At 46.1% G+C, this 22,533-nt stretch carries 28 protein-coding genes, 1 pseudogene, 1 riboswitch and 1 other annotated feature; of the genes and pseudogenes, 17 read left to right on the plus strand and 12 right to left on the minus strand.

Translation table 11 applies throughout. The annotated features are described in order from the left end of the window. The 3 genes and pseudogenes from BLQ32_RS20000 to BLQ32_RS03320 form a co-directional block, all read left to right on the plus strand. Nucleotides 1-257: pseudogene (locus BLQ32_RS20000) on the plus strand (group II intron reverse transcriptase/maturase); the annotation flags it as partial. Nucleotides 258-462: 205 nt separating this feature from the next. After that, the gene (locus BLQ32_RS03315) at nucleotides 463-1,314 is read left to right on the plus strand and encodes an endonuclease/exonuclease/phosphatase family protein (protein WP_074509114.1); all 852 of its coding nucleotides are present in this window, start codon (nucleotides 463-465) and stop codon (nucleotides 1,312-1,314) included. Nucleotides 1,315-1,461: 147 nt separating this feature from the next. Beyond that, complete coding sequence (locus BLQ32_RS03320; RefSeq protein WP_074509115.1) at nucleotides 1,462-2,301, plus strand: endonuclease/exonuclease/phosphatase family protein; 840 nt, start codon at nucleotides 1,462-1,464, stop codon at nucleotides 2,299-2,301. Between the two features lie 116 nt (nucleotides 2,302-2,417). Here BLQ32_RS03320 and BLQ32_RS03325 read toward each other — a convergent pair whose 3' ends face one another. After that, entirely contained in the window at nucleotides 2,418-3,047 is a 630-nt protein-coding gene (locus tag BLQ32_RS03325) for a queuosine precursor transporter (protein WP_074509116.1), read from the minus strand. An 11-nt stretch (nucleotides 3,048-3,058) separates the two neighbouring features. Next, nucleotides 3,059-3,553, minus strand: coding sequence for a preQ(1) synthase (gene queF, locus BLQ32_RS03330; RefSeq protein ID WP_036802747.1), 495 nt, complete (start codon nucleotides 3,551-3,553; stop codon nucleotides 3,059-3,061). Nucleotides 3,554-3,648: 95 nt separating this feature from the next. Beyond that, nucleotides 3,649-3,696: riboswitch (PreQ1 riboswitch) on the minus strand. Between the two features lie 261 nt (nucleotides 3,697-3,957). On the opposite strand from queF, the gene BLQ32_RS03335 reads away from it, so the two are divergent. The 4 genes from BLQ32_RS03335 to BLQ32_RS03350 all read left to right on the plus strand — a co-directional run bounded on the left by BLQ32_RS03335 (nucleotide 3,958) and on the right by BLQ32_RS03350 (nucleotide 6,418). Continuing rightward, nucleotides 3,958-4,896: a phosphotransferase family protein gene (locus tag BLQ32_RS03335; RefSeq protein ID WP_074509117.1), complete on the plus strand. Its 939-nt coding sequence runs from the start codon at nucleotides 3,958-3,960 to the stop codon at nucleotides 4,894-4,896. 85 nt (nucleotides 4,897-4,981) lie between these two features. After that, nucleotides 4,982-5,521 (plus strand): TraR/DksA C4-type zinc finger protein, encoded by a 540-nt coding sequence (locus BLQ32_RS03340; protein WP_074509118.1) that lies wholly within the window; start codon nucleotides 4,982-4,984, stop codon nucleotides 5,519-5,521. 81 nt (nucleotides 5,522-5,602) lie between these two features. Continuing rightward, nucleotides 5,603-5,950: a nuclear transport factor 2 family protein gene (locus BLQ32_RS03345; RefSeq protein ID WP_074509119.1), complete on the plus strand. Its 348-nt coding sequence runs from the start codon at nucleotides 5,603-5,605 to the stop codon at nucleotides 5,948-5,950. Between the two features lie 66 nt (nucleotides 5,951-6,016). Further along, nucleotides 6,017-6,418: a thiol-disulfide oxidoreductase DCC family protein gene (locus BLQ32_RS03350; RefSeq protein WP_036802752.1), complete on the plus strand. Its 402-nt coding sequence runs from the start codon at nucleotides 6,017-6,019 to the stop codon at nucleotides 6,416-6,418. Between the two features lie 397 nt (nucleotides 6,419-6,815). Here BLQ32_RS03350 and BLQ32_RS03355 read toward each other — a convergent pair whose 3' ends face one another. Beyond that, nucleotides 6,816-8,021, minus strand: a complete 1,206-nt coding sequence (locus BLQ32_RS03355; RefSeq protein ID WP_074509120.1) for a DUF3238 domain-containing protein — start codon at nucleotides 8,019-8,021, stop codon at nucleotides 6,816-6,818. Between the two features lie 240 nt (nucleotides 8,022-8,261). Here BLQ32_RS03355 and BLQ32_RS03360 point away from each other — a divergent pair, with 240 nt between their 5' ends. Continuing rightward, a complete protein-coding gene (locus BLQ32_RS03360; RefSeq protein WP_053165899.1) occupies nucleotides 8,262-9,134 on the plus strand; it encodes an STAS domain-containing protein in 873 nt (290 codons plus the stop codon). Between the two features lie 18 nt (nucleotides 9,135-9,152). Here the strand turns inward: BLQ32_RS03360 and BLQ32_RS03365 are convergent, their stop codons facing one another. Then, nucleotides 9,153-9,653, minus strand: a complete 501-nt coding sequence (locus BLQ32_RS03365; protein ID WP_074509121.1) for a metallophosphoesterase family protein — start codon at nucleotides 9,651-9,653, stop codon at nucleotides 9,153-9,155. A 161-nt stretch (nucleotides 9,654-9,814) separates the two neighbouring features. Here BLQ32_RS03365 and BLQ32_RS03370 point away from each other — a divergent pair, with 161 nt between their 5' ends. Then, nucleotides 9,815-10,345: a dihydrofolate reductase family protein gene (locus BLQ32_RS03370; protein WP_074509122.1), complete on the plus strand. Its 531-nt coding sequence runs from the start codon at nucleotides 9,815-9,817 to the stop codon at nucleotides 10,343-10,345. Between the two features lie 15 nt (nucleotides 10,346-10,360). Further along, nucleotides 10,361-10,837, plus strand: coding sequence for an SRPBCC family protein (locus BLQ32_RS03375; protein WP_074509123.1), 477 nt, complete (start codon nucleotides 10,361-10,363; stop codon nucleotides 10,835-10,837). Between the two features lie 48 nt (nucleotides 10,838-10,885). On the opposite strand, the gene BLQ32_RS03380 is transcribed toward BLQ32_RS03375, so the two are convergent. Further along, nucleotides 10,886-11,257: a PaaI family thioesterase gene (locus BLQ32_RS03380; RefSeq protein WP_074509124.1), complete on the minus strand. Its 372-nt coding sequence runs from the start codon at nucleotides 11,255-11,257 to the stop codon at nucleotides 10,886-10,888. Nucleotides 11,258-11,525: 268 nt separating this feature from the next. Between BLQ32_RS03380 and BLQ32_RS03385 the strand changes: the two genes are divergently transcribed. From BLQ32_RS03385 to BLQ32_RS03395, 3 genes are all read left to right on the plus strand, one after another. Then, complete coding sequence (locus tag BLQ32_RS03385) at nucleotides 11,526-12,149, plus strand: cell wall hydrolase (protein WP_074509125.1); 624 nt, start codon at nucleotides 11,526-11,528, stop codon at nucleotides 12,147-12,149. 110 nt (nucleotides 12,150-12,259) lie between these two features. After that, entirely contained in the window at nucleotides 12,260-12,607 is a 348-nt protein-coding gene (locus BLQ32_RS03390; protein WP_115650538.1) for an ASCH domain-containing protein, read from the plus strand. Nucleotides 12,608-12,610: 3 nt separating this feature from the next. After that, nucleotides 12,611-13,042 carry a DUF2269 family protein gene (locus tag BLQ32_RS03395; RefSeq protein WP_074509126.1) on the plus strand — a complete coding sequence of 144 codons (432 nt, stop codon included), beginning with the start codon at nucleotides 12,611-12,613 and terminating at the stop codon, nucleotides 13,040-13,042. A gap of 48 nt (nucleotides 13,043-13,090) precedes the next feature. Here BLQ32_RS03395 and BLQ32_RS03400 read toward each other — a convergent pair whose 3' ends face one another. The 3 genes from BLQ32_RS03400 to BLQ32_RS03410 are packed head-to-tail and all read right to left on the minus strand — an operon-like array spanning nucleotide 13,091 to nucleotide 16,065. Beyond that, complete coding sequence (locus BLQ32_RS03400; RefSeq protein ID WP_074509127.1) at nucleotides 13,091-13,900, minus strand: carbohydrate ABC transporter permease; 810 nt, start codon at nucleotides 13,898-13,900, stop codon at nucleotides 13,091-13,093. 19 nt (nucleotides 13,901-13,919) lie between these two features. Then, nucleotides 13,920-14,795, minus strand: coding sequence for a carbohydrate ABC transporter permease (locus BLQ32_RS03405; RefSeq protein WP_074509128.1), 876 nt, complete (start codon nucleotides 14,793-14,795; stop codon nucleotides 13,920-13,922). Nucleotides 14,796-14,799: 4 nt separating this feature from the next. After that, nucleotides 14,800-16,065 (minus strand): ABC transporter substrate-binding protein, encoded by a 1,266-nt coding sequence (locus tag BLQ32_RS03410; protein ID WP_074509129.1) that lies wholly within the window; start codon nucleotides 16,063-16,065, stop codon nucleotides 14,800-14,802. A gap of 220 nt (nucleotides 16,066-16,285) precedes the next feature. Further along, nucleotides 16,286-16,497: a binding site (T-box leader), on the plus strand. Between the two features lie 191 nt (nucleotides 16,498-16,688). Between BLQ32_RS03410 and trpE the strand changes: the two genes are divergently transcribed. Together trpE and BLQ32_RS03420 are read left to right on the plus strand one after the other, a co-directional pair. Further along, nucleotides 16,689-18,029 (plus strand): anthranilate synthase component I, encoded by a 1,341-nt coding sequence (gene trpE, locus BLQ32_RS03415; protein WP_074509130.1) that lies wholly within the window; start codon nucleotides 16,689-16,691, stop codon nucleotides 18,027-18,029. Continuing rightward, nucleotides 18,026-18,616, plus strand: coding sequence for an anthranilate synthase component II (locus tag BLQ32_RS03420; RefSeq protein WP_074509131.1), 591 nt, complete (start codon nucleotides 18,026-18,028; stop codon nucleotides 18,614-18,616). The genes trpE and BLQ32_RS03420 overlap by 4 nt, the downstream gene beginning before the upstream one ends. Before the next feature lie 43 nt (nucleotides 18,617-18,659). Here BLQ32_RS03420 and BLQ32_RS03425 read toward each other — a convergent pair whose 3' ends face one another. Then, nucleotides 18,660-19,514 (minus strand): dimethylarginine dimethylaminohydrolase family protein, encoded by an 855-nt coding sequence (locus BLQ32_RS03425; RefSeq protein ID WP_036802779.1) that lies wholly within the window; start codon nucleotides 19,512-19,514, stop codon nucleotides 18,660-18,662. Nucleotides 19,515-19,658: 144 nt separating this feature from the next. Between BLQ32_RS03425 and BLQ32_RS03430 the strand changes: the two genes are divergently transcribed. After that, entirely contained in the window at nucleotides 19,659-20,075 is a 417-nt protein-coding gene (locus BLQ32_RS03430) for a GNAT family N-acetyltransferase (protein ID WP_074509132.1), read from the plus strand. Nucleotides 20,076-20,118: 43 nt separating this feature from the next. Here BLQ32_RS03430 and BLQ32_RS03435 read toward each other — a convergent pair whose 3' ends face one another. Both BLQ32_RS03435 and BLQ32_RS03440 read right to left on the minus strand, forming a co-directional pair. Continuing rightward, complete coding sequence (locus BLQ32_RS03435; protein WP_036802782.1) at nucleotides 20,119-20,502, minus strand: nucleotide excision repair endonuclease; 384 nt, start codon at nucleotides 20,500-20,502, stop codon at nucleotides 20,119-20,121. Between the two features lie 91 nt (nucleotides 20,503-20,593). Then, on the minus strand, nucleotides 20,594-21,241 hold the full coding sequence (locus BLQ32_RS03440; protein ID WP_053165906.1) for an SDR family oxidoreductase: 648 nt from the start codon (nucleotides 21,239-21,241) through the stop codon (nucleotides 20,594-20,596). A 135-nt stretch (nucleotides 21,242-21,376) separates the two neighbouring features. Between BLQ32_RS03440 and BLQ32_RS03445 the strand changes: the two genes are divergently transcribed. Beyond that, the gene (locus BLQ32_RS03445) at nucleotides 21,377-21,655 is read left to right on the plus strand and encodes a DUF6509 family protein (RefSeq protein ID WP_074509133.1); all 279 of its coding nucleotides are present in this window, start codon (nucleotides 21,377-21,379) and stop codon (nucleotides 21,653-21,655) included. 48 nt (nucleotides 21,656-21,703) lie between these two features. Here the strand turns inward: BLQ32_RS03445 and BLQ32_RS03450 are convergent, their stop codons facing one another. After that, on the minus strand, nucleotides 21,704-22,441 hold the full coding sequence (locus tag BLQ32_RS03450) for a SurA N-terminal domain-containing protein (RefSeq protein ID WP_074509134.1): 738 nt from the start codon (nucleotides 22,439-22,441) through the stop codon (nucleotides 21,704-21,706). Nucleotides 22,442-22,533 lie beyond the last annotated feature (92 nt).

Genomic DNA, 22,533 nt, shown 5'->3' on the forward strand with positions numbered 1-22,533 from the left:
ACCTCGAATCGTGGATTCGAAGAAGGCTCCGCATGTGCATATGGAAAGATTGGAAGAAGCCGAGTACGAAAGTGAGAAAACTCATCGGGTTGAGTATCCCGAAAGGGAAGGCTTATGAATGGGGCAACTCGCGAAAGAGCTACTGGCGAATTTCAAAAAGTCCCGTATTGCACAGAGCCCTCGGAAACTCCTACTGGAGTTCCCAAGGACTCAAAAGTCTGGTCGCACGTTATGAAACTTTGCGTCATCCATCTTAATTGAACCGCCGTATACCGAACGGTACGTACGGTGGTGTGAGAGGTCGGGAGTTAATCACTCCCTCCTACTCGATTGTAATATAGCTTTACAAACTCTTAACAGGAATTTACATATTTAAAATAAGAATCGATCATTTAGTTTGCTATACTCAAGGTGACTAAGGTACTGAACGGAAAATTGCTTCATTCAAAAGGAGAGGTTTGCATGCTTGAAAGAGGAAAAGAACCAATTGTTTCTGTAAAAGTCATGTCATTTAACATCGCTCACGGTTTAGGAATGAACGGAATAGTGGATCTGGAAAAAACGGCAGGCATTATTGAAGATTCCTGTGCCCAAATTGTCGCTTTGCAGGAAGTCGACCGCTGCTTTTCGGAGCGCAGCGCTTTTGTGGATCAAGTGCAATGGCTCAGCGACAGACTGGGGATGCAGGCAGTATTTGGGGCGAACCTCGACTTGGAACCAGTGGAAGCGGATGGACCGCGCCGCCAATACGGCAATGCGATTTTAAGCAAACACCCGATCAAGTATTCGGAAAATCATTTATTGACCCAAGTGCTGACCGACTTCGGCAAGAATGAGCAGCGCGGCATTTTGGAAGCAGTGATTGAAATTAAAGGAAACCTGATTACGGTATATAACACTCACTTGGCATTAGAGGAAGAAGAGTTGAAAGTCAGCATTGGCGAACTGGTCGGCATCATCGAAAAGCGCAGCTTTCCACGAATCGTTCTGGGGGATTTCAATGCACCTCCACGGGATGGACAAATCAAGAGGTTGAACCGCCATTTAAGCGACGCCTTTTTGAAGTTAAAAAGAGGAGACGCTTATACGTATCCGGCGCCTTATCAAAATGCGGAAACAGGTGAAAACTTCAAGCCTGTGACACGCATCGATTATATTTTCGCTGACCCCGAGCTGGATCCGGTGCAAGTAGCGGTCATGGAAACGAATGTCTCCGACCATTTGCCGATTGCCGCTGATTTTATTGTAGCGCCAGCCCAGACCCAGCAGCAGAAAACAGCTCAAACAGAAATTCCCGAAGTTACTGTTTCTTGAGGTGCACCTCGTTGGATTTTGAAGTTCAAAAAATAGACAAAAAATTTAACGCATAATTAACTGCTTTTGTAGCAGAAAATTGCTATAATCAATGCATCTATTATCCCTTGCCATGGACTCGTTTCATATTAGAAGGAGATGTTTTTTATGGAGAGTGACAAAATCCCCCCCACGGTGCCCATTAAAGTGATGTCGTTTAATATCGCTCACGGACTCGGCATGGACAACACTGTAGACTTGGAAAGAACAGCAAAGGTCATTGAACAGTCAGGAGCAGAAATCATCGGTTTGCAGGAGCTTGACCGGCATTTTACGGACCGCAGTGATTTTATCGATCAGGTAGATTGGCTGAGCCATCGTCTGGGCATGTACGGTGCGTTTGGCGCCAATCTGGATTTGGAGCCGAATGAACCCGAAAGGCCACGGCGCCAATACGGCAATGCGGTTTTGAGCAAATACCCGATTAAGTATGTTGAAAACCACCTGCTGACAAAAGTTATTTCTCCCATTGCAAACAGTGAACAACGTGGAATACTGGAAGTCGTACTCGAAGTAAAAGGAACATACGTAAGCTTTTTCAACACCCATTTGTCTTTAAAAGAGGAAGAGCTGAAAGTCAGTATTGACGAAATTCTGGAGATTACGGAAAAAAGCCGCTTCCCTAAAATCATTACAGGTGATTTTAATGCGGATCCCGACCATCTGCAGATCAAAAGAATGGAAAATCATTTTGACGATGTGTTCTTAAAAACTGGCAAAAACAATATGTATACGTATCCGGCTCCCTATGAACACGACAGCGATGGCGTGAAGTTAAAACCGGTAACACGCATCGACTATATTTTTACAGATCAACACCTGGAGCCTGAACAAGCCGCTGTTATCGAAACGTCCATATCGGACCATTTGCCGATTACAGCAGATTTGGTTCTGTCGCGAGTAGGCAGTAAAATAAAAACGGCTAATGGAGCCAGAAGCTTAAAGTGACTCAAGCCCTTTTATTAAGCAATTGAACTTATCCGGAGAAGCATTTTCTCCTATATAAAAAACTGTAACCAAGCTCAGGAAAAGATGAACTTGGTTACAGTTTTTTATTATGTGCGTTATCCATACACGCTTACGCTGCTGGACTCGCTGCGTCTGCACAGCTTCACCAGCAAGTAGACAAGCGGAGTATCGCAGGCAGCTGCAAGCCACTTAAAGGCGTATTGCGTAAAGATCATGGCCACAAGTGCGGCAGTCGGCATGGTGCCGTAAAAAGCGATGACGATAAAAATCGTTGTATCGACCAACTGGCTTACCATTGTTGATGCGTTATTGCGAAGCCAAAGTTTGGATTCGCCGTGGCGGTCTTTCAGCTTATGGAAAATGGTTACATCCAAGTTTTGGCTAATGAAGTACGAAATCAGGCTGGCCAAAGTGACCCGGAACCCGGCAGAGAAAATGGTTTCAAACGATGCCTGGTCTCCGAAGAATGGCGCTGAAGGCAAGTGAATAGCCAAATAGATGAAAGCAAGCGCACAGCATTGCGTGAAGAATCCGGCAAAAACGGTTTGGCGAGCCGCTTGCTTTCCGTAGACTTCCGCAATCGTGTCTGTAATGGGAAAGGTGAAAACATAGACGACCACTGCTGCCGGCAGCACCAGCCATTCCCCAATGCTGAATAATTTGACTGCCAGGATGTTCGATAAGATAAGCAGTCCGACAAATGCTCCGTTTAAGTAAAGTAACATCGCGCTCTCCTTTACCGGTTGGTGATCGTTTCCGGATACATGTCGTGGTTCATCATCCGGTAAGATGCCATTTCTTCGTATTTTGTACCTGGTTTGCCGTAGTTTGTATAAGGGTCGATCGACAAGCCGCCGCGCGGTGTAAACTTGCCCCAGACTTCGATATAACGGGGTTCAAGCAACTTGATCAAATCGTTCATGATGATATTGACAACGTCTTCATGGAAATCGCCGTGGTTGCGGAAGCTGAACAAGTACAATTTCAGCGATTTGCTTTCCACCAATTTTTTGTCCGGAATAAAGCTCAAGTAAATTGTGGCGAAATCCGGCTGTCCGGTTTGCGGGCACAGGGAAGTGAATTCCGGGCAATTGAATTTAACGAAATAATCGCGTGTATGCAAATTGTCGATTGCTTCCAGAATGTCCGGATCGTACTCAAATTGGTATTTCGTGTTTTGATTGCCGAGAAGCGACAAGTGGTCCAATGTATCTTCGTTTCTTCCTGCCATAAAAAAGGCCTCCTTCAAGTGTCCGACTTGAGAGAGGCCTATAAAAAACGGAAAAAGAAAAAGCCAAATCGCATGTGGATTTGGCTGAGTTTCGTCAATCCATAGTTTTTTATAGAGGGTGAAATGCTATGAACCTCTCCCGTTGCCGGGTTATGTAGTTGATGTTACCTCACTCATCGTAAAAGACTTTCGGTTTGCTGTCAATTCTCTTTTTTGCAAAACTGTACGCAGAGCTAAAAATGTTGCTCGTAAGCTCTGGAAAAGCATAGGTGTACAGACTTGAACCGTCTGTTTGGCAAATTTATTTCTAGGGTAAGTTAAACTGAAAAGTATACATACTCAAAAGAGAAAAAACAGGTGAAAATTTTTTGGACCAGAACTTGTATGTGATAAGGGAGGGAAAGATGGCAACGAACCAAAAAGGCGGGCCTCCGCTGAAAGCCGTAGAGTGGGTCTATGAAACCCTGGGCATAGGGACGGAATTGGTAAATATTGAACAGCTTGCCGGAGGGACTTCCTCTCATTTGTCCGATATCCGGTATAAAACAGGTAATGTGGACAGGGCCTGCGTCCTGAGGCTTTTTACAAAAGCAGAATGGCTGGCGATGGAACCGGATTTGGCGGATCATGAAGCGGCAAGTTTGCTGGAAGCCGCCAAAACAGGTCTTGCCGTACCGGGAATGTTGGCGTTTGATGCCAATGGCGAACAGTGCGGCGTACCGGCGGTTTTGATGACGAAAATTGCAGGAAGCGTCGTGCTGCAGCCGGACAATGAAGACGAATGGCTGGAAGGATTGGCGGCGGCGCTCGCGAAGATCCATTCACATGGAGCCGCCGGTTTCCAGTGGGAATACTTTTCTTATAACCAAGCTCGGTCTTTAGAGCGGCCCGCATGGTCTGATCATCCGGCAGAATGGATGCAGGCCTTTTCGATTGCCCGCGGAGCCCGGCCATCCGTCGAATCTTGTTTTCTGCACCGTGATTTTCACCCGGCCAATGTATTATGGGAAGGCAAAAAGGTGAGCGGGGTCGTGGATTGGGTGAATGCGTGCAGAGGGCCGGCCGGGGTAGACGTCGGCCACTGCCGACTGAACCTGGCTCAGCTCTACGGCACCGAAACAGCTGACCGATTCCTTGAGGCATATATGCGGCATGCCGATGGCTTTAGCTACCGGGCATATTGGGATATTCTCGCTTTGACCGATATTTTGGACGGGCCGCCAATGGTTTATCCGGGCTGGGAAACGTTTGGGATGACCGGACTGACAGATGAATTGATCAGGCAGCGGCTGGATGCCTATTTGCTTAGTTTGCTCGGTCGTTTCGAACTGGAATCCACTTGAAAACCGCCAGGCTTCTCTGGCATCAGGTTTGATTTCTCTGAAAAAGGAAATATACAGAACAAGCAAGTTTTGAGGAGGAAGCCCAATGACTGATGAACAATTAAAGCAATTAAAAGACCAATTAACGGAACAGAAAAATTCTCTTGAAGACCGAGTTGAACATACTGAAGAATTCGATACAACGGAACTGTCCAATTACGATAATCATCCAGCCGATAATGCCACCGATTTGTTTGACCAGGAACGCGGAATGGCATTGAACCAGTTCAAAGAAGATGAACTCAATGATACGAATGCCGCGCTGGCAGCGATAGAAAACGGCACGTACGGCAAATGTACAGTATGCGGAACGGAAATCCCTTTTGAACGCTTAGAAGCACTCCCTACGGCTTTAACGTGCATTGACCACGCTCAGCAGGACACGGACATGACGTCTCGTCCGCCGGAAGAAGATGTGCTGCAAAGTTCGACGGGGCAGCCGGTGGAAAAAGAAGACAGCCGGCTTCGCGATTATACGGACACTTTCCAGGATGTCGAAGACTTTGGATCTTCGGACAGCCCGCAAGACCAGCCGGGCGAGGATAAAGATATGAAAGATTTCTACGAAGAAAGAGACAGAGAATGACCCTGACCCTGTGCCTGATGAGCACGGGGTTTTCTTTGGTTTAAATGCGATTGAAGAAATGGCAACTGGAGGGAATAAGGAATGAAAGAGCTGGAAAAAGAGATTTTCGAACTGGAATGCAGCCACATCCAACCCGATGTCCGGGTTTCAAAAGAAAAACTGGGAGAAGTGCTGGATGATGAATTTTTTGAGTTTGGAAGCTCGGGCAAAGTCTGGAAACGATCGGATTACAACGAAAATCATTCGTTATCACCTGATGAAATGGAGATTTCCGGCTTCAAGATGGACGAGTTGGGCCCTGAAGCTATGCTCGCTACATACCGGATTTTCAACAAGACCACGGGGGCATCTTCCATTCGGAGTTCCGTATGGAAAAAGCGGGAAACCGGATGGAAACTGTTTTTTCATCAAGGGACGCTTTCACAGTAAGTGTTTGAGGAAAGTGAAAAGAGGATATTAAATAACTAGGTGTTTTAACGTAAAGGAGGGATAGAGATGGATCATGCGGTAGTATTATTTGATGGGGATTGTAATTTCTGCGATTCCAGTGTGCAGTTCATCATAAACCACGACCCAGCTGGCTATTACCAATTTGCTTCTTTGCAAAGTGACATTGGCCGAGAACTGAGAAAGAAACATGAAGTGCCGGAAGACGTGGACAGCCTGGTCTTGATACAGGATGGCAAAGCGTATGTGAAATCAGAAGGTGCATTGATGATTTCCCGCCACCTGACAGGTTTATGGAAACTGGCTTTTTACTTAAAATCTTTCCCGCGCCCGCTGCGTGATGGGGCTTACGATGTCGTAGCGAAAAACCGCTATAAGGTATTCGGCAAACTCAACAGTTGTATGTTGCCGCCGCCTCATATTCGGAAACGTTTTCTGGATAAACAATAAAAATCCTGACGCGCTGAAGCGCATCAGGATTTTTTGTTTGTGTTGGTCGAGGTTCTATGAGCGCTTCCGCTTTTCCTATTGTCCAGCTGCAGCGCCTAGCTCCTCGGGTCATAAGCCACTTTGGCTGTGCGGCTGATAACACGCCGCTTCGCCAAATCGTCTTATGCCTTTCGAAGCTGAACAGGCGCTTCCGCTTTTCTATGTCCAACTCCGGCGCCCAGCCCCCCGAGGTCGCTTCGGTCTTGTCGGGGCTCCATGGGCGCCTGCGTTTTTCCTACTGTCCAGCTGCAACGGCCAGATTCTCGGGGTCATAAGCCATCCCGGCTGTGCGGCAAAAATCGCCGCTTCGCCGGTTCGTCTTATGCCCGTCGAATCTACACGGCCGCTTCCGCTTTTCCTACTCAAAATTTGAGATTCGCCAGTATTGGCTCGCGGTGCTTCGTGACATCCAGGCGAGGCCTTTGCTTTCCGCTTCGTGGATTTGGAACCAGTCGTCCATTTTATCGTTTTTCAAGTAGACTTCATGGTTGGGTGCCTGGTCGTGAAGGCCGGTGATATCATAGTGGCCATCCCGATAAAATGTTGCGGATACGTCATAGTCGATATTCGGTGACGTGGTTAATGGATTGCCGACGCTATGAGTCAAGTTAACCATCACGTTACGGTCGTCTTCTTTTGCTTTCTCCAATTGAATGCCTTCAGAAGAAGCGACATCCGCTTTCCGGAATTTTTTCCGCCAATCATATGCAATGCTAGGGCCGACGTCTTTTTGGAATTCCAAAGTGGTCTCTTCATTTCCCAATTGCAGTGAAAAGTTAACTTGTGTGCGGTAATGGGAAGATTCAGGAGTGAATGTCCGATTGTCTCCGGCAAAATAGCGGTTGGGCGACAGCAGATTCGGGTTGGCTAAATATTCGTCGGGCAGGAAAGTGGTATAGCGCAAATCCCAAGTACGTTTGAATTCCGACACATTGACTTGAGGAGCGTCGGCGAGCAGCCGCTCCAATGGCGCTATTTTTTTTGCAATCCAAAACTTTTCCATCGCAGCTTCTTGCTGAGACGACTTGATGTTGAGCAAGCCGAAAATACGGGCAGCAACGGATTTTTCTTCACTGAAACCAGTTTCGGATCGTTCCAATGGACGTTCTGCACGGATCCAATAAGAGTATTCCCGGTCCAATTCGACATCAGAGTCGGTAAACTGGGTTTTTCGGGTAGTTTCCACCGGTTCGCCGTCACGGTAAATTTCATATTCATCAATTCCGTCGATAGCTCCCCACGCCAGAATAATCTTCGACTCCGAAACGATTGTTGTAATGGCAATTTGCTGCAAATAATTGATGATGTCTTCTGAGTGGTCTTCCGTGCTGGTTTGCATTTTGATCCGTTCTTTTACTTGGCCGTCATTGCCAAGGCGTTCAATCGTATACGTATACAATTCGCCGGTTTGCAAACCTTCATCTCTAAAACTGTTTTTGGTGCCAGTGTAAATTGTGTCTGCATCTCTTTTGACTACACACGTATCTCCCGTATCTGACCATTCAAAGTAAATTGTCGTATCTGTCTGCTGCAGTAAATCAATTTCCAGATGCTTCGCAACCATTCCACCATCTCCTTACAAGAGTTATAGTAAAGCTATACCCTATTCTGGAAATTCCTGAACCCAGGGCGCAGCTTTCATAACTTTGTTACATAAAAACATGATAAATAAATGAATATAATTGTATAATTAAGGAAATGGGTGCAAGAGAGTAGATTTGCAAAGCCATAGAACAAATAGTATGTTAAAGAAAGTTATAAGAGACGAATCAGAAAGAGAAAACGAGACGGGGAGGTTGTGGGAATGTCTTTAAAGGAAACAAAAAAAGCAGGAAGTTTTAAAAACTTTGACGACGCTGCTGATCATATTCTTCACCTGTTAAGTAAACAATTAAAGATCAACACTTTATTCATTGCCAAAAATGATGGGCAGACGAATGAAATTGTCAAAGCGGTAAATGCAAAAGAGGAATTGGTGACTGCAGGAAGTGCCTCTCCTTTAGGCCAGACTTTTTGCAGCTTGAGCATCAACCATGGCCAAGAACCCTTGATTATTGAAGATATTTCCCACAACGATTTATCAAGCAAATTAGATATTGCTCCCCGTTTTGGCAACGGTTCGTTTATTGGCATCCCGATTCTTTATGAATGCGGCGAAGTGTACGGAACGATTTGCGGCATTGACCAGGTGCCTTTCGAATTCAAGGAAGAGCATCAAGAAGCATTTGCGACGATGTCTTCATTGCTGACGTATGTATTGGAGCTTGCCAAGGCAAACGAGCAAATTGAATCGCTTTCTTCCCCGCTTGTTCCCGTGACGCGAGGCGTTGCCATTTTGCCAGTGATCGGCGAAGTGACAGCGGGCCGGGCGCAAACAATTATCAATCATGTTTTGGAAAAGTGCAGTGAAGCCGAATTGGATTATTTGATCATTGATGTCTCCGGTGTTTCCCAAATCAATTCGGTCGTGGGCGAATATTTGCTGAAACTTGTCAGTGTCTTAAAAATAATTGGCATTACGCCAGTCGTTACGGGCATCCAGCCTTTTATGGCACTGAAAGTCCCCCATTTCGCCCAAGCTTTAAAAGGTGTCATGATTCAAGCGAATCTTGAAATGGCGCTGAAGGAGCTGGGATTTGTGCTAATGAAAGAATGCAATGAAAAATCGAGCCGGTGAGAAATCCGGCTCGATTTTTTAATGTTCCTTATCAAAAAAGATATGCCTTAAATTCCAGGTATCACCGATTTCCAGCAACCCAAATGAATATTGGGGCTGTTTCCGCTTATCTGTAGGAGAACCGGGGTTGAATAATGTGATGCCGTCCACTTCGCGCATCATCGGGATATGGGAATGGCCAAAAACGATGATATCCACCTGTTCTTCGGCAAAAGCCTCAAAAGCACGCTGTTCTGTCGTTTTTCGGCTGCCATCGCCATGGATGACCCCGACCTTCAAATCACCGAAAGCAAAAATCTTTTTCTTTCCGAAACGGTCCGCTATTTCCCAAGGGTCGACGTTTCCGGTAACGCCATCTGTTTTTGTATACGCAGCCAATTCATAATACACATCAAGCGTCTGCCAATCGCCGGCATGAATAATGAAATCCGCGGACTGGCATTCCTCGACCAAACGCTGGGGGAGCTTTTTCGCCCGCACCGGGATATGGGTATCCGACAAAATCACGATTTTTTGCATAGGTATGCCTCCATTCATCAACTTTCTTCCACTGTAACAAAATTTCCTCAAGGCGTCCTATTTTAAGGAAACCGCCTATTGGCCACCATGGTTACTCAACCGAAAAACGGGGATAATAAATGAAAGCAAGTTTTAAATCTGCGGAAAAGAGGAGGGAGAACATGGACCAGGAACGTAAAATCACGTGTTACATCGCAGCCAGTCTGGACGGCTATATCGCCACGAAAGACGATTCGCTCGATTGGCTTTTTAAAGTAGAGATGGAAGGGGATGCCGGCTATGCCGAGTACATGGAAACCATCGACACCGTAGTGATGGGGCGGCGCACATACGATTGGATCATGGAAATGGAAAAGGGGAAAGCTCCTTATCCTGATAAAAAATGCTATGTGTTTTCAAAGTCGAAAAGCGGCCAAGAAGGTCACGTCATTTTTACCAATGAAGACGTGGCGTCTTTTGTGCAAAGAGAAAGAGCCCTGCCGGGAAAAGACATTTGGGTAGTTGGGGGAAGCGCACTTCTTCACGATTTTCTAAAGGAAAAGCTGATCGACGAATTTATAATTTCGGTTGCGCCTACATTGATTGGGCAAGGCATTCCCCTTTTTCAGGAATTGGATTTTGAACTGGAATTCACCTTAAAAACTGTCCGGCAATCCGGCCAGTTTGCACAGCTGCACTTAATCTGCAAATGAAAGGAAGAAACATACATGGCTATGTTAAAAGAGGAACCGGTCGTCAAGGCGGAAATGAATATAAGAAAGCCGGTTGATGAAGTATTTGCGGCCTTTGTCGATCCCGAAAAAACGACGAAATTCTGGTTTACCAAGAGCAGCGGGAAATTGGAATTTGGCAAGCACATTCGATGGGATTGGGAAATGTATGGAGTTTCTGCAAACGTCTATGTAAAACAGCTGGAAGAAAACAAACGCATTCTAATCGAATGGGAAGAACCATATGGGTATTCAACAGTCGAGTGGACCTTTACTCCAAGAAACGCATACGAAACTTTTGTATCGATCATTAATTCCGGGTTTCAAGGCGAGGGTGATGAGATGGTTGAACAAGCCCTCGATTCGATGGGCGGATTTACGATCGTCCTATGTGGCCTGAAAGCCTACCTGGAACATGGCATCTCCTTGAACTTGATTGCCGATAAAGCGCCGGACGCCCACGTCAATCCATGATTTGCTCCAAGGGCCACTACATGGTCCTTTTTCTTTTTCAGCTATCCCTTATTGGTTAAACAGAATGGCCCTGGCTTTGGCCACTACATGGTCCTGGTCATCATGGATGATGCAATCTGCATGCGTAATGTTGCGCCCTTCTTTTACAGCAAAAGCACGGGCAGTTAAAAACTCGGATTTTGCTCCTTTAAGGAACGCGACATTTAAATCGACGGTCACCACTTTTTGCTTGCCGTCCGCATCAGGCGCTACCGTATTGCAGAGTGCGACATCAGCGAGTGTAGCAATAACGCCGCCGTGGATCACCCCTACACTGTTAACGAATAGAGGTTGGATAGGCAACGTTACTTTCACGCTGTTTTCACTTATCCGTTCGTATGACATATCTAAAAATTCATCAAAAGGCTGTCGGATGAACATCGCAATTCCTCCCCAAAATAACATGGTTTTTATTCTATTCGCCAATCCATCACTTGAACCCTTTTTCCCAGCTTCTTTTGGGAGAAATCCCGCAAAGATGTAGCATTTATTATGTAATTTTATTCCATTAAATCATTATGCAAGACTTTAGTACTTTTATTAATTGGAAATTAAGTAGGTATGAAGGGTTTAATTTTCTAACTTCGACCTATATACTGGGGAAAGGAATTGTTTTTTGGCAATTCCGGATACAGGAAGGAGAGAAAGCATGAAAAGTCTTAAAACTTTAGCATTCGGTTTGTTTGTAGTTCTGTTCCTGAGTTTTTCACAGGCAGAAGCAGAAGCGCATGGTCCAGATCTTCACTCAGGATCTAAGGGACAAGCAGTTACTGAATTGCAGACCAAACTGAAAAAACTCGGTTACTTCCATGTCACCCCAACAGGTTATTATGGTTCGATTACAGAAACGGCAGTAAGCCAGTTCCAGCGTGATTTCGGCGTCCCGGCAACAGGTTACACGGGAACTTTGACTCGAAATAAATTGGAGCAAGTAGATATGATGGCACACGTAGTGCATGGAGAAGCAAGAGGCGAGGTTTATAAAGGAAAAGTGGCTGTTGCAGCTGTGATTCTGAATCGCATCAATTCCGGCCATTTCCCTAACAGTACATACGATGTCATTTTCCAGCGCAATGCATTCACCGCGGTTAATGACGGACAGTACTGGTTAACGCCGGACGCTTCCGCTTACCAGGCAGTGCGTGACGCTTACCAAGGATGGGATCCAAGTGCCGGCGCCACGTATTATTACAATCCGGCTGGCGTAACGGATAACTGGATTTTCTCACGGACCGTCATTACAAAAATCGGCAAGCATTATTTCGCGAAGTAAACGAAAAGCCCTGGAGTTTTCTCCAGGGCTTTTACTATTCCAAACAAAAGATATGCAGGTCTGCTCCTTCGTTTATAATGAAAGGAAAGCAAAAGAAAGGCGGAATGAAAATGGCTGAATTACCGAACAATGAATTGCCACCCAAAACATGCAGCATCGAGAAATTGGTGACGAATAAAAAAGATGTGGCAAAAGTGCTGGATGGCAGCAAGACGGCCACACGGCGGAATGGCCGCTATGCGGACATCGGCGAAGTGATGGTGCTGGAAGGAAGCGAGTTTGTAGTAGAACGCGTCTATGCACAAACGCTGGGTGAATTGACGGACGAACATGCACGCCAGGAAGGATACGGCAGTGTGGAGGAATACAAACAATCCATCCTGAAATTTCATCCAGGCATGCCGTGGCTTCCACAAATGTCCGTTTGGGTCCATGAGTTTGCACCGGTTGTGAACTAAACAATGTATACAGTGATTCTGTTTCTGCACGTCCTCAGTGCCGTTTCATCCATCGGGCCATTCTTTGTGCTTGTACCATTAACTCAACGGATGAATGAAGCATCTGGAGACGTGCTGAGCGCGCAAATCGTTACGTTCCGTTCAGCGGTCCGCCTCGTTAAACATGCAGGCCATGTACTAGTTACGACGGGTGTGTTGCTGATTTGGCAAAGTTACTGGCAATGGACGACGTCGTGGATTGTGATGACGCTTGTCATCATGTTTGGCTCCATTGTCTTTTTGGCCCGCGCATTCAAACCGGTTTTGAAAAAGTTTGAAGAGCCGCATGCCGACCGGCGTTCCCTTATCAAAAAACTGCAGCGTTCGCTGTGGATCTACATTGCAATTTTATTGGCGATGCTGTGGCTGATGGTGGCCAAGCCAGAGCTATGGTGAAAAAAATAAGAGGCTGTCGAGAATTTCTCGACAGCCTTTTTGAATAGATTAGCCTTTGACGGCGCCTGCGGTCATGCCGGCAACGAAGAAACGCTGCAGGAAGACGTACGCGACGACCATTGGAGCCGAAGCGATAATGACGCCGGTGAAAAGCATTGGGTAGTTGGTAGAATATTGGCCCTGGAACTCGAGCAAAGCGAGCGGCAAGGTTTTGTAGGCATTGTCTGTGATGAACAGCAACGGATAAAGCAAATCGTTCCAATGCATCACAAACAGGAAAATGGCAGTTGCCGATAGGGAAGGCAGCGACAGCGGAATTGCAACTTTTGTGAACATCTGCCAATTTCCGGCCCCATCAATCGTCGAAGCCTCAAATAATTCTTTTGGCAAAGTTTTCATAAAACCGGTCAAAATGAATACGGCAATCGGCAAGGTTGTGGAAACATTCACCAGAATCAGGCCTACTAAACTATTGGTAAGATTCAAGTCAAGCATCAGCGAATAGAGCGGCACCATGATGACTTGCGCCGGAACCATCATGCCAAGTGTAAACAGCGTAAACATAATATTTCCAAGCCAGCTGCTGAGGCGGGTGATTCCAAAAGCAATCATGGAGGCAAAAAGCAGCGTAAAAGTTACAGAAAACAGCGTAACGATGACACTGTTCATGAAATAGCCAGCCATCGTCTGTTCCTGGAAAATAGCTACGTAATTATCAATGTTTATGCCATCTGCAGGAAGCCCGAGCGGATTGGAAAACGTTTCCCTCAAAGTTTTCATCGAGGTCAAAACCACAACCAACAACGGGATCAAGATCAGCAACGCATAAACGAGCAGAGAAAATCTTCGGAAAAGCAAGCTGTTTTCCTCCTTTCAATTAATAGGAAACCCGATCCGAGCGCAATGCTTTGAATTGCAGGAACGTGATAATCGCTATGATGATCATGAAAATAACGGAAATGGCACTTGCATAACCGAATTGATAATTTCTAAAAGCGATGTCGTAAATGTACGTAGCGATGATTTCGGTCGTGTTGTTCGGACCGCCGCCTGTCATTGCAAACACCAAGTCGAACGCTTTAAACGATTGAATGGTGGTATAAGCGACAACAATGGTCGCGGAAGGGGCAAGCAGTGGCCATGTGACAGAACGGAACGTCTGCCACTTGGATGCCCCTTCAATTTTGGCTACTTCATACATTTCCTGCGGAATGGCTTGCAGCCCGGCGACAAATACAATCAGCATTTGGCCTGCGTGGAACCACACTTGGGTAATGGCCAATGAATAAATCGCGATATTGGCGTTCCCCAGCCAGTTTTGCGCTATAAAGCCAAGGCCAATGCCTTCAAGCAGCTGATTCAGGATGCCCAGCGACGGATCGTAGACGAATGCCCAGATAAAGGCCACTGAAACGGACGACAAGATCGTCGGAAAGAAATACAGAGCCCGCAGGAAAACCGTGGTCTTTGTATTCTTGATCAGGATCATGGCAAAGGCAAGCGCTACGATGGTTTGGAATACGACGACGACCAGCATGAATTTCAAGTTATTGCCGATCGTTTTCCTGAAAATCGAATCGCCCGTAAACGCCCGTTCGAAATTGTCGAATCCGATAAAGGCGAAAGCATCGCTAAACCCATCCCAATCCGTGAAGGAATAGAACAATGCACTTACAGTTGGATATAGAAAGAAAATACTGTACAGGACTAAGCCCGGCACAAAGAATAGAAAAATGGTTTTTGAGGTTTTCATGACATCATTCCCTGTTTTCGTCTACGATTTTCTGTGCAGCTTCAGCCGCTGCCTTCGGATCTTCTCCGCCTAATACGTTTTCAATCGAGCTGAGTACAGCATCTTCAACTTGTGCATTGGTAATCAAATAACGCGGCTGGAATCTGGTTTTTCTTTCATCAATCCAATAAGCCGTATTTTTCAATGCTTCAGATTCGTATTTCACATCTGTAACCGTTAAATGCTGGCCTGTTTCATTGGCGTATTTTGAAGCGACTTCCGGCTGGCTCAAATATTCGATGAATTTCTTCGCCTGTTCTTTTTTCTCGGAATTGCTGTTGACCGCAAGCATGAATGTCGCAGTGTTGATGCCTTCATAGACCGCTTCGCTTTCTTCAACGGTAATCGGTGCAAGCAAGTCCAGTTGAAGCTCAGGGTTCAAGCCTAGAAGCGAAGCCATGTGGTAAGAGCCTGTGGCAAGCATGGCAGCTTCTTCGTTGGCTACCATAGCCATTGCAGCATCCTGGTTTGTGCCCAATGCATTTTTCTGGATATATCCTTTTTGCTCAAGCAATTGGAAATCTTCGAGGGTTTTCACCCACCATTCGTTTGTCAGTTTTTCTTCGCCGCTTAAAAGTTTGGCGAAAATTTCTTCATCCGGCGCATTGTTCATGACCATGCTGTTCATGAATTGGTTGGGGCCGATATCGGCGCCAGGGAAAGCGATAGGGGTGATGCCGTTTTCAAGAAGCGTATCGCATAATGCCTGGAATTCAGACCAGCTTTTTGGCACTTCCAGACCCAGCTCTTCAAACATGCCTTTGTTGTATATCGGCATATTGAACACCAGCTGATACGGAAGCGCGTATTGCTTGCCGTCCACTTGCCCAACACTGATTAAGTTTTCATCAAAATTAGAAACAAATTTTTCACTGCTTAAATCCTCAAAGATACCGGCTTCTTGAAGCGACTGGAATTGCGCTCCGGGGAATGAAGCGAATACATCGCCCGTAGAACCTTCCTGCAGCATGCGCTGTGCCGTTCCGAGGTATTGATCGGAAGGATAGATGTTCATTTCAACAGAAATATCCGGATTTTCTTTTTGGAATTCAGCAATAATTTCATCGAATACAGCTTTGTCTTCACCGCGCCAATGCATAAAGCTGATTTTTGTTTTGTCGCCGCTTTCGCTGCCGCTGTCACTGCTGCTGTTGCTTTCTCCGGCACAACCCGAAAGAATCAAAATCAGCATGAGAAATCCAGCTGTTAGAAATTTAAACTTTTTTGTCATTTCTGTATCCTCCCTTTTTATAAGTAATAACTGCTTATTATTAGTTATACCGCAAAAATACCATCATGTACAAACAATACTGAATTATCGAATATCGAGCGGTTTTTTGTTGACAAAGGATTAAAATTCCAATAAGATAGGTGCAACCTTTTTGTACGGATTACGGCAGAAGGTGCCGGGAGCGGCATCGCCGGAAGTACAGTTGAGCTGAGAATAGCAGAGCAAATCGTTGAATAAGAAAAGTAGCGCATCGAATTCCTCTCAAAGAGAGCCGGTGGCAGGTGGAAACCGGCGGGGAAAATGCGTGAATGGGCTTATGAGAGGTTCCTTGAACTACAGTAAAGGAACCCGTCTTCCCCGCGTTACAGGGGATCGAGTGAAAGCTTTTTCAGCTTTAACAAGAGGTGGCACCGCGGTCAAACCGTCCTCTGCAAGGGAGATTTCTGTTCCTTGCAGAGGGCTTTTTTTATTGGTTGCAGGTGTGCAGTTGAAGCGGCCAGTTTCTCGGGTCATAAGCCAACCCAGCTGTGTGGCAAAGAGCGCTACTTCGCTGGTCCGTCTTATGCCTGTTGAAAGGGAACGGCCGCTTCCGCTTTTCTAAAAATCGAGGGAGATGAGCTGAGATGAAGTTGAGAAAAATTGATGGAGATTCGCTGACGCCGATTGTAGTGTTCAACCGGCTGCAAGGCAAACGGAAGTGTTTATTGGAAAGTTCGCTGAAAACGGGTGTGACAGGTCGTTATTCATTTATCGGAGCGGATCCTTCGAAATCCTATATTGGAAATGGAAATTCATTGAAAGAGATAGATTTCAGAACCGGTCTTGAAGAAATTCATAGCGGAAAGCCATTAGAGCTTTTAAAATCCCGTTTGCCAGTTTTTGAAGCAAAAGCAGCGGAATTGCCGTTTACCGGCGGGGCACTCGGCTACATTGGCTACGATGCGATTGGCGCTTACGAACCGGTTGAAGCAGCACGGGTGAACAGCTTGGAGATGCCAGACCTTCATTTGCATTTGTACGAGACCATTGTCGTATTTGACCATGTGAAAAATGATATTACCATCATTTCATTTGAAGACAAACTGGATGAAGTGGAAGCGCAGCTTAGCGTATCAGAACCCACTGTTGAACAGGAAAAACAGCCGCCGCTTGAATTCACTTCCAAAACCGATGCCGCAAAATTCCGGGCACAGGTAGAGCAGGCAAAAACACATATCCGGAACGGGGACGTGTTTCAATTGGTGCTGTCGCAGCGCTTGTCGGCTGCTTACCAAGGAGACGCCTTTCGGCTATACCGCAAGCTGCGCAAGGAAAATCCGTCGCCTTACCAATTTTTCATCGATTTTGATGAGTATGCTGTTGTCGGGGCATCACCTGAAAGTTTATTGACGATCCGGAATGGCCATATGGTGACCAATCCAATTGCAGGAACAAGAAAAAGGGGACGTACGGAAAAAGAAGACGCCTTTCTTGCCGAAGAACTGGCGAACGATGAAAAAGAACGGGCAGAACACCAGATGTTGGTTGACCTCAGCCGCAATGATGTAGGCCGTGTAGCTGCCATTGGTTCGGTGAAGATTCCAAAATACATGATCATCGAGCGGTATCAGCATGTGATGCACTTGGTATCGGAAGTGACGGGTGAATTGAACAGCCAAATGCACCCGCTGGATGCACTGGTATCTTGTCTGCCGGCCGGAACAGTATCCGGGGCGCCGAAAGTCCGCGCAATGCAGTTGATTCAGCAATTTGAAGAAGAGCGGCGGGGCGTCTACGGCGGAGCTGTCGGCTATTTCGGCTTTAACGGAAATCTGGACGTGGCCCTTGCGATTCGGACCTTTGTTGTCAAAGACCAGCAGGTCCATGTGCAAGCGGGGGCAGGCATCGTCTATGATTCCGATCCGCAGGCAGAATTTGAAGAAACCTTGCACAAAGCGCGTTCATTGACGGAGGTGTTCGGATGATTCTCTTAATCGATCATTATGATTCTTTTACGTACAATATTTACCAAGCCGCAGCAGAACTGAGAGAAGACGTGGAAGTCGTACGCTACGGTGCATTAACGATTGACGAGATACTTGCGAAAAAACCGCAAGCCATTATCTTATCGCCCGGCCCAGGGCATCCGGAGGCCTTGCCGGAATCGCTGCGGTTGATCCGCCAAGTTTACCAAAGCATTCCCATTCTCGGGATTTGCCTGGGCCACCAATTGATTGGCGCTGCTTTTGGCGGGGAAATTTCTCAGGCACCAATCATCCGGCACGGCAAAGTTTCACTGGTGGCACATGAACAGCAAGGCATTTTCGCCGACTTGCCGAATCCGCTCCCGGTCATGCGCTATCACTCGCTGGCGGTACAGGCAGATACTCTGCCGCTGTGTTTTGAAGTCCATGCTGCGGCAATGGATGACGATACCGTCATGGCCATCAAACACTGCGATTATCCGGTGTACGGCTTGCAATTCCATCCCGAATCAATCGGCACCCCTGATGGCGCTAAATTACTGGGGAATTTCTTTGCTGAAATCAAGCGGAAGGCTGCCGTTCTGTAAAATCAAAAGAAAGAGGAAGGACCTGTTGAGTCCTTCCTCTTTACTATTTTCTGACGAGCGGCATCGTGCAGCAGCGAAACGCACCGCCGGATTTAATGATTTCGGAAAAGTCCACTTCAATCACATTGAAGTTATGTTTTTTCAGCAGATGATTGACTTTCTTGTTTTGGGGCTGGCTGAAGACCCGCCGGTTTCCAATGGACAGCACGTTGGTGCCGAGTGCGAATTGCTCTTCAGCATTCACTTTTAAAAGCGTGTAGCGTTTGGCCAGCATTTTTATCGTTTCTGCATCCAATGCTTCCGGGAAGATGAGGGCTTCTGTGGGTGATAGGATATTAAACACACAATCGAGATGCAAGTATTTTTCGTCAAATGAAATAGGAACGACGTTAAAACGCGGAAGTTTTTCCTGCAGTTCCTGAATGGCTGTTTTGGATGTACGGCTGCTGATGCCGACATACAACGTGTCATGATCGATAATGACATCTCCGCCTTCCACGCGGTTGCAGCCGAGCGATTCGAAGCGGATTTGCTGGCTTTTCAGCCATTTTTCCAGTTCTGCTTCTTCGCCTTGCCGGATGGACGAGGCCATTTCTCCGATAAAGACAGTATCATCTACTGTAAAACCGATGTCCCGGGTAAAAACCTGTTCTGGAAACTGTTCAGACGGTTGGAGCAGCTCTACCGCCACACCGTTTTCCTGCAGCGCTTTTACAAATTGTTTATGTTGCTGAGTTGCTTTTTCTGTATCGATATTTTCTTTTTGATAGCGTTTTTGCACATCATTGATCACTTCTTTAATTTCCATATAATGCGGCGGGCATACCAAGACCGACTGAAGTGTATCGTATTCGCTTCTGCACCAGGCAAACGGCGCTTCTTTTGCATAAGACGTCATATTTTCTCCTCCAAAAAACCTAGTTAATTATTTACCTATTCCCTTTTGAAGAGCGCATTAAAACATAAGAATGCAGTACAATCGAAAAAGAGGCAGCCCAAAGCTAAAAAGCTGCAGACTATAACCAGGTTTAGGAGGACTATTATGAATATTATTAAACAAGAAGTTCAAGAAGACCGTGAGTTTATCCGCAACAAAGTCATTCAACACAATACGGCAAGCTTGCCGGAAGAACAGAAATCGCCGAAAGAAGGAATCAGCTTTATTGCCCGCGATGAGAACGGGGATATCATTGGCGGCATTACAGGCACCGCTTACTGGGGGCATATGCACATCGATTTTCTGTGGGTGGATCCTAAAGCACGCGGCCAGCGGATTGCGGAACAATTGATGCAGCAAATGGAAGAGTACTCAAGAAACCAAAATTACAGCCTGCTGGTCGTTGAAACCTTCAGCTTTCAGGCGCCTGGTTTTTACAAGAAACAAGGATTCCGTGAGTTTGGCTTATTGGAAGACCATCCAAAAGGGCACACTAAGCACTTTTTTGAGAAACGCTTGTAAGAGAAGAAATGAAAAAAAGACGCCAAAGCGGCGTCTTTTTTAACTATTCCTGGTCTTTGTAAAATACTTTGTCGACATTGTATTTCGCTTTATGGGCGTTGATCAAATAGGTTTCGTAAATTTCACGCTCCATTGGATCTTCTACAATTGAAACCGTGATGCGGTAAACTTCTTCGCGATGGTTTTTCAAAGGCGATACGTTGTCTTCGAAGTGTTTTTTCACGCGCTGGCGCAATTTGCGGGCTTTGCCGACAAAAAGCAATTCGCCGCTGTGGTTGAAGAATTGAATGATGCCGCCTTTATCGCGCGGAATCTCATGCAAATCGATAAAGCCGTACAATGGCTTAATGACCGCTTCGTCGCCTGTAATTTCCTGTTTGCGCTGCGTAATGGTGATATCAGCTTTCGGTGGTTGGATATTAATCATGCTTATCACGTCCTCTATTATCGTAATGCCTATCTTAACACAAAAAAGAGCGAAAATCTATTCGCTCTTCATGTAAACGGATGCCAAGAAATTATAAATTATTCAGCTCTTCTTCGAGCGGAGTGTCTCCTTGGAGCACTTCAAAAATTTTGTGGTGCGTGTTCGGCTGATCCAAGGCTTTCACCAACACCGCAGCCACATCGGCTCTTGGAATCGAACGGCCTTCCATGGAAGTGAAGCCTTCGGAAGAAACCTCGATTTTGCCGGATTTGTCTTCGTTGGATAAAGCACCGGGCCGGATAATGGTGTAATCGAGCTTAGTCGTTTGCAAGATGTCGTCTGCTACTCTTTTTGCAACGAGGTAAGGCTTCATTTTTTCGCCGCCTTCGTCAGGGTCAGGCGTGCCCATTGAGCTCAATTGGACAAAGCGTTTTACGCCTTTGTCTTCAGCGTATCTTGCAGCTTTTACAGAACCCCATAAATCAATCGTCAAGGTTTTATCGGGGCCAGTTGAACCGCCGGAACCAGCAGCGAAAATCACTGCATCCACATCTTCAAATGCTTCGCTGAAGTCTTTTTCCAAATCCCCCAGCACCACTTTTGCAGCTCCGAGCTCTTTTAAATGATCGACTTGTTCTTCTTTGCGGACCATGGCTACCGCATCGTGTGAAGATGCTGCCAATTCCTGGACAACCCGGCGTCCGACTTGTCCGTTTGCGCCAATAACTAATACATTCATGTAAGTTCCACTCCTTTAAAGTTTACCATTTAGTTATTATTCCCGTTGCTTGGCACGTTAAACGTCCGTGGATTTCGAGACGAAGCTACCAAAAACCTAGGTAACAGGCTAAAATGGAAAGACGGAGGTGTATAAATGGAGATTACAAATTTTGGTTTTAACCAGTTAAAAGATCCAACCGGCATCATCGAGGGCGAACGCTACGAATTTCTGCTGGATGTAGAAGTGGAAGAAGACGATGAGCTGTTTACAGAAGGCGGCTTGGAGCTGCGTGTTATTTTGGCAGTAGAGGAAGATGGCGCACGGATTGCCCATTATAATTTTGCTGATAAAATGTCCCGCGAAGTTTTGGAGTTTGGGTTGGAAGAAGACGAAGAAGCGGAAGTATTGGCTTTTTGCAAAGACAAATTATAAGAATGCTAGTAAAAATCCCGGCTCAAATTGAATTGAGCCGGGATTTTTTTAAATTTTTACATCGATTTTTGCTGTTTCTTTTAATTCCTCAATGCGGTCGTAAACCGCTTTCTGTGTATTCTGCTGTTCAAGAGACTGGCGGATGGTCGGTTCCATTTCTTCAAAAGCGGGAGCTTCTTCTCCAGCGGTCTCAGCAAAGCCGTCATACGCTTCTTGCACTTCTTTATCCGTCACTTCGGCAGCCTTTACTTCCTTAGCGACATAGTTTTCATAAGTGATTTGTTCACGGAGCTGGCTTTCCATATCGTCCAGGGTATAGCCATTTTCTTTCAAAGCTGCGTTCATTGCTTTTTCGTCTTCGAACTGGCCTTTCAGTTCTTCTAGGCGTTCTTCAACTGCCGCATCTTCTGCGCTATAGCCTTTTTTTTCTGCATCCTGCAAAATCAGCTTGTTGCCGACAATCACAGTGATGGCTTGTTCTTTGATCAAATCGGCGTTCTCAGCTTCTGCCGTGTCTTTGCCTTGCGTTGCAAGAGACGATTCCAGTTGGCGGGCCACACTGTTATAGACGTTGCCCAGCACTTTTTCATCGTTAACAACGACCACTACATCTTTTTCAGCGGGCAGTTTCAGTTTTGACTCCTGCTCTGCTGGCTGTTCAGTCGATGCTGCTGTTTCTTCTTTTGTGGTTTCTTCTTTTGGCGCGGCTTCTTCGCTGTCTGAACAAGCCCCAAGTGCCAATGCCAATAAAAGCGGTGCTGCAGCGTATTTCATTTTTTTAATCATGTGTAAACTCCTCTTTGGTTAGTCTCGTTACAGTTAAACATATTTGCAGATGGGATACAAATAGTTGCGGTTCCTCGTTTAAATAATAGCAC

Source organism: Planococcus glaciei (genome assembly GCF_900099655.1).
GTDB classification, from domain to species: Bacteria; Bacillota; Bacilli; order Bacillales_A; family Planococcaceae; genus Planococcus; species Planococcus glaciei.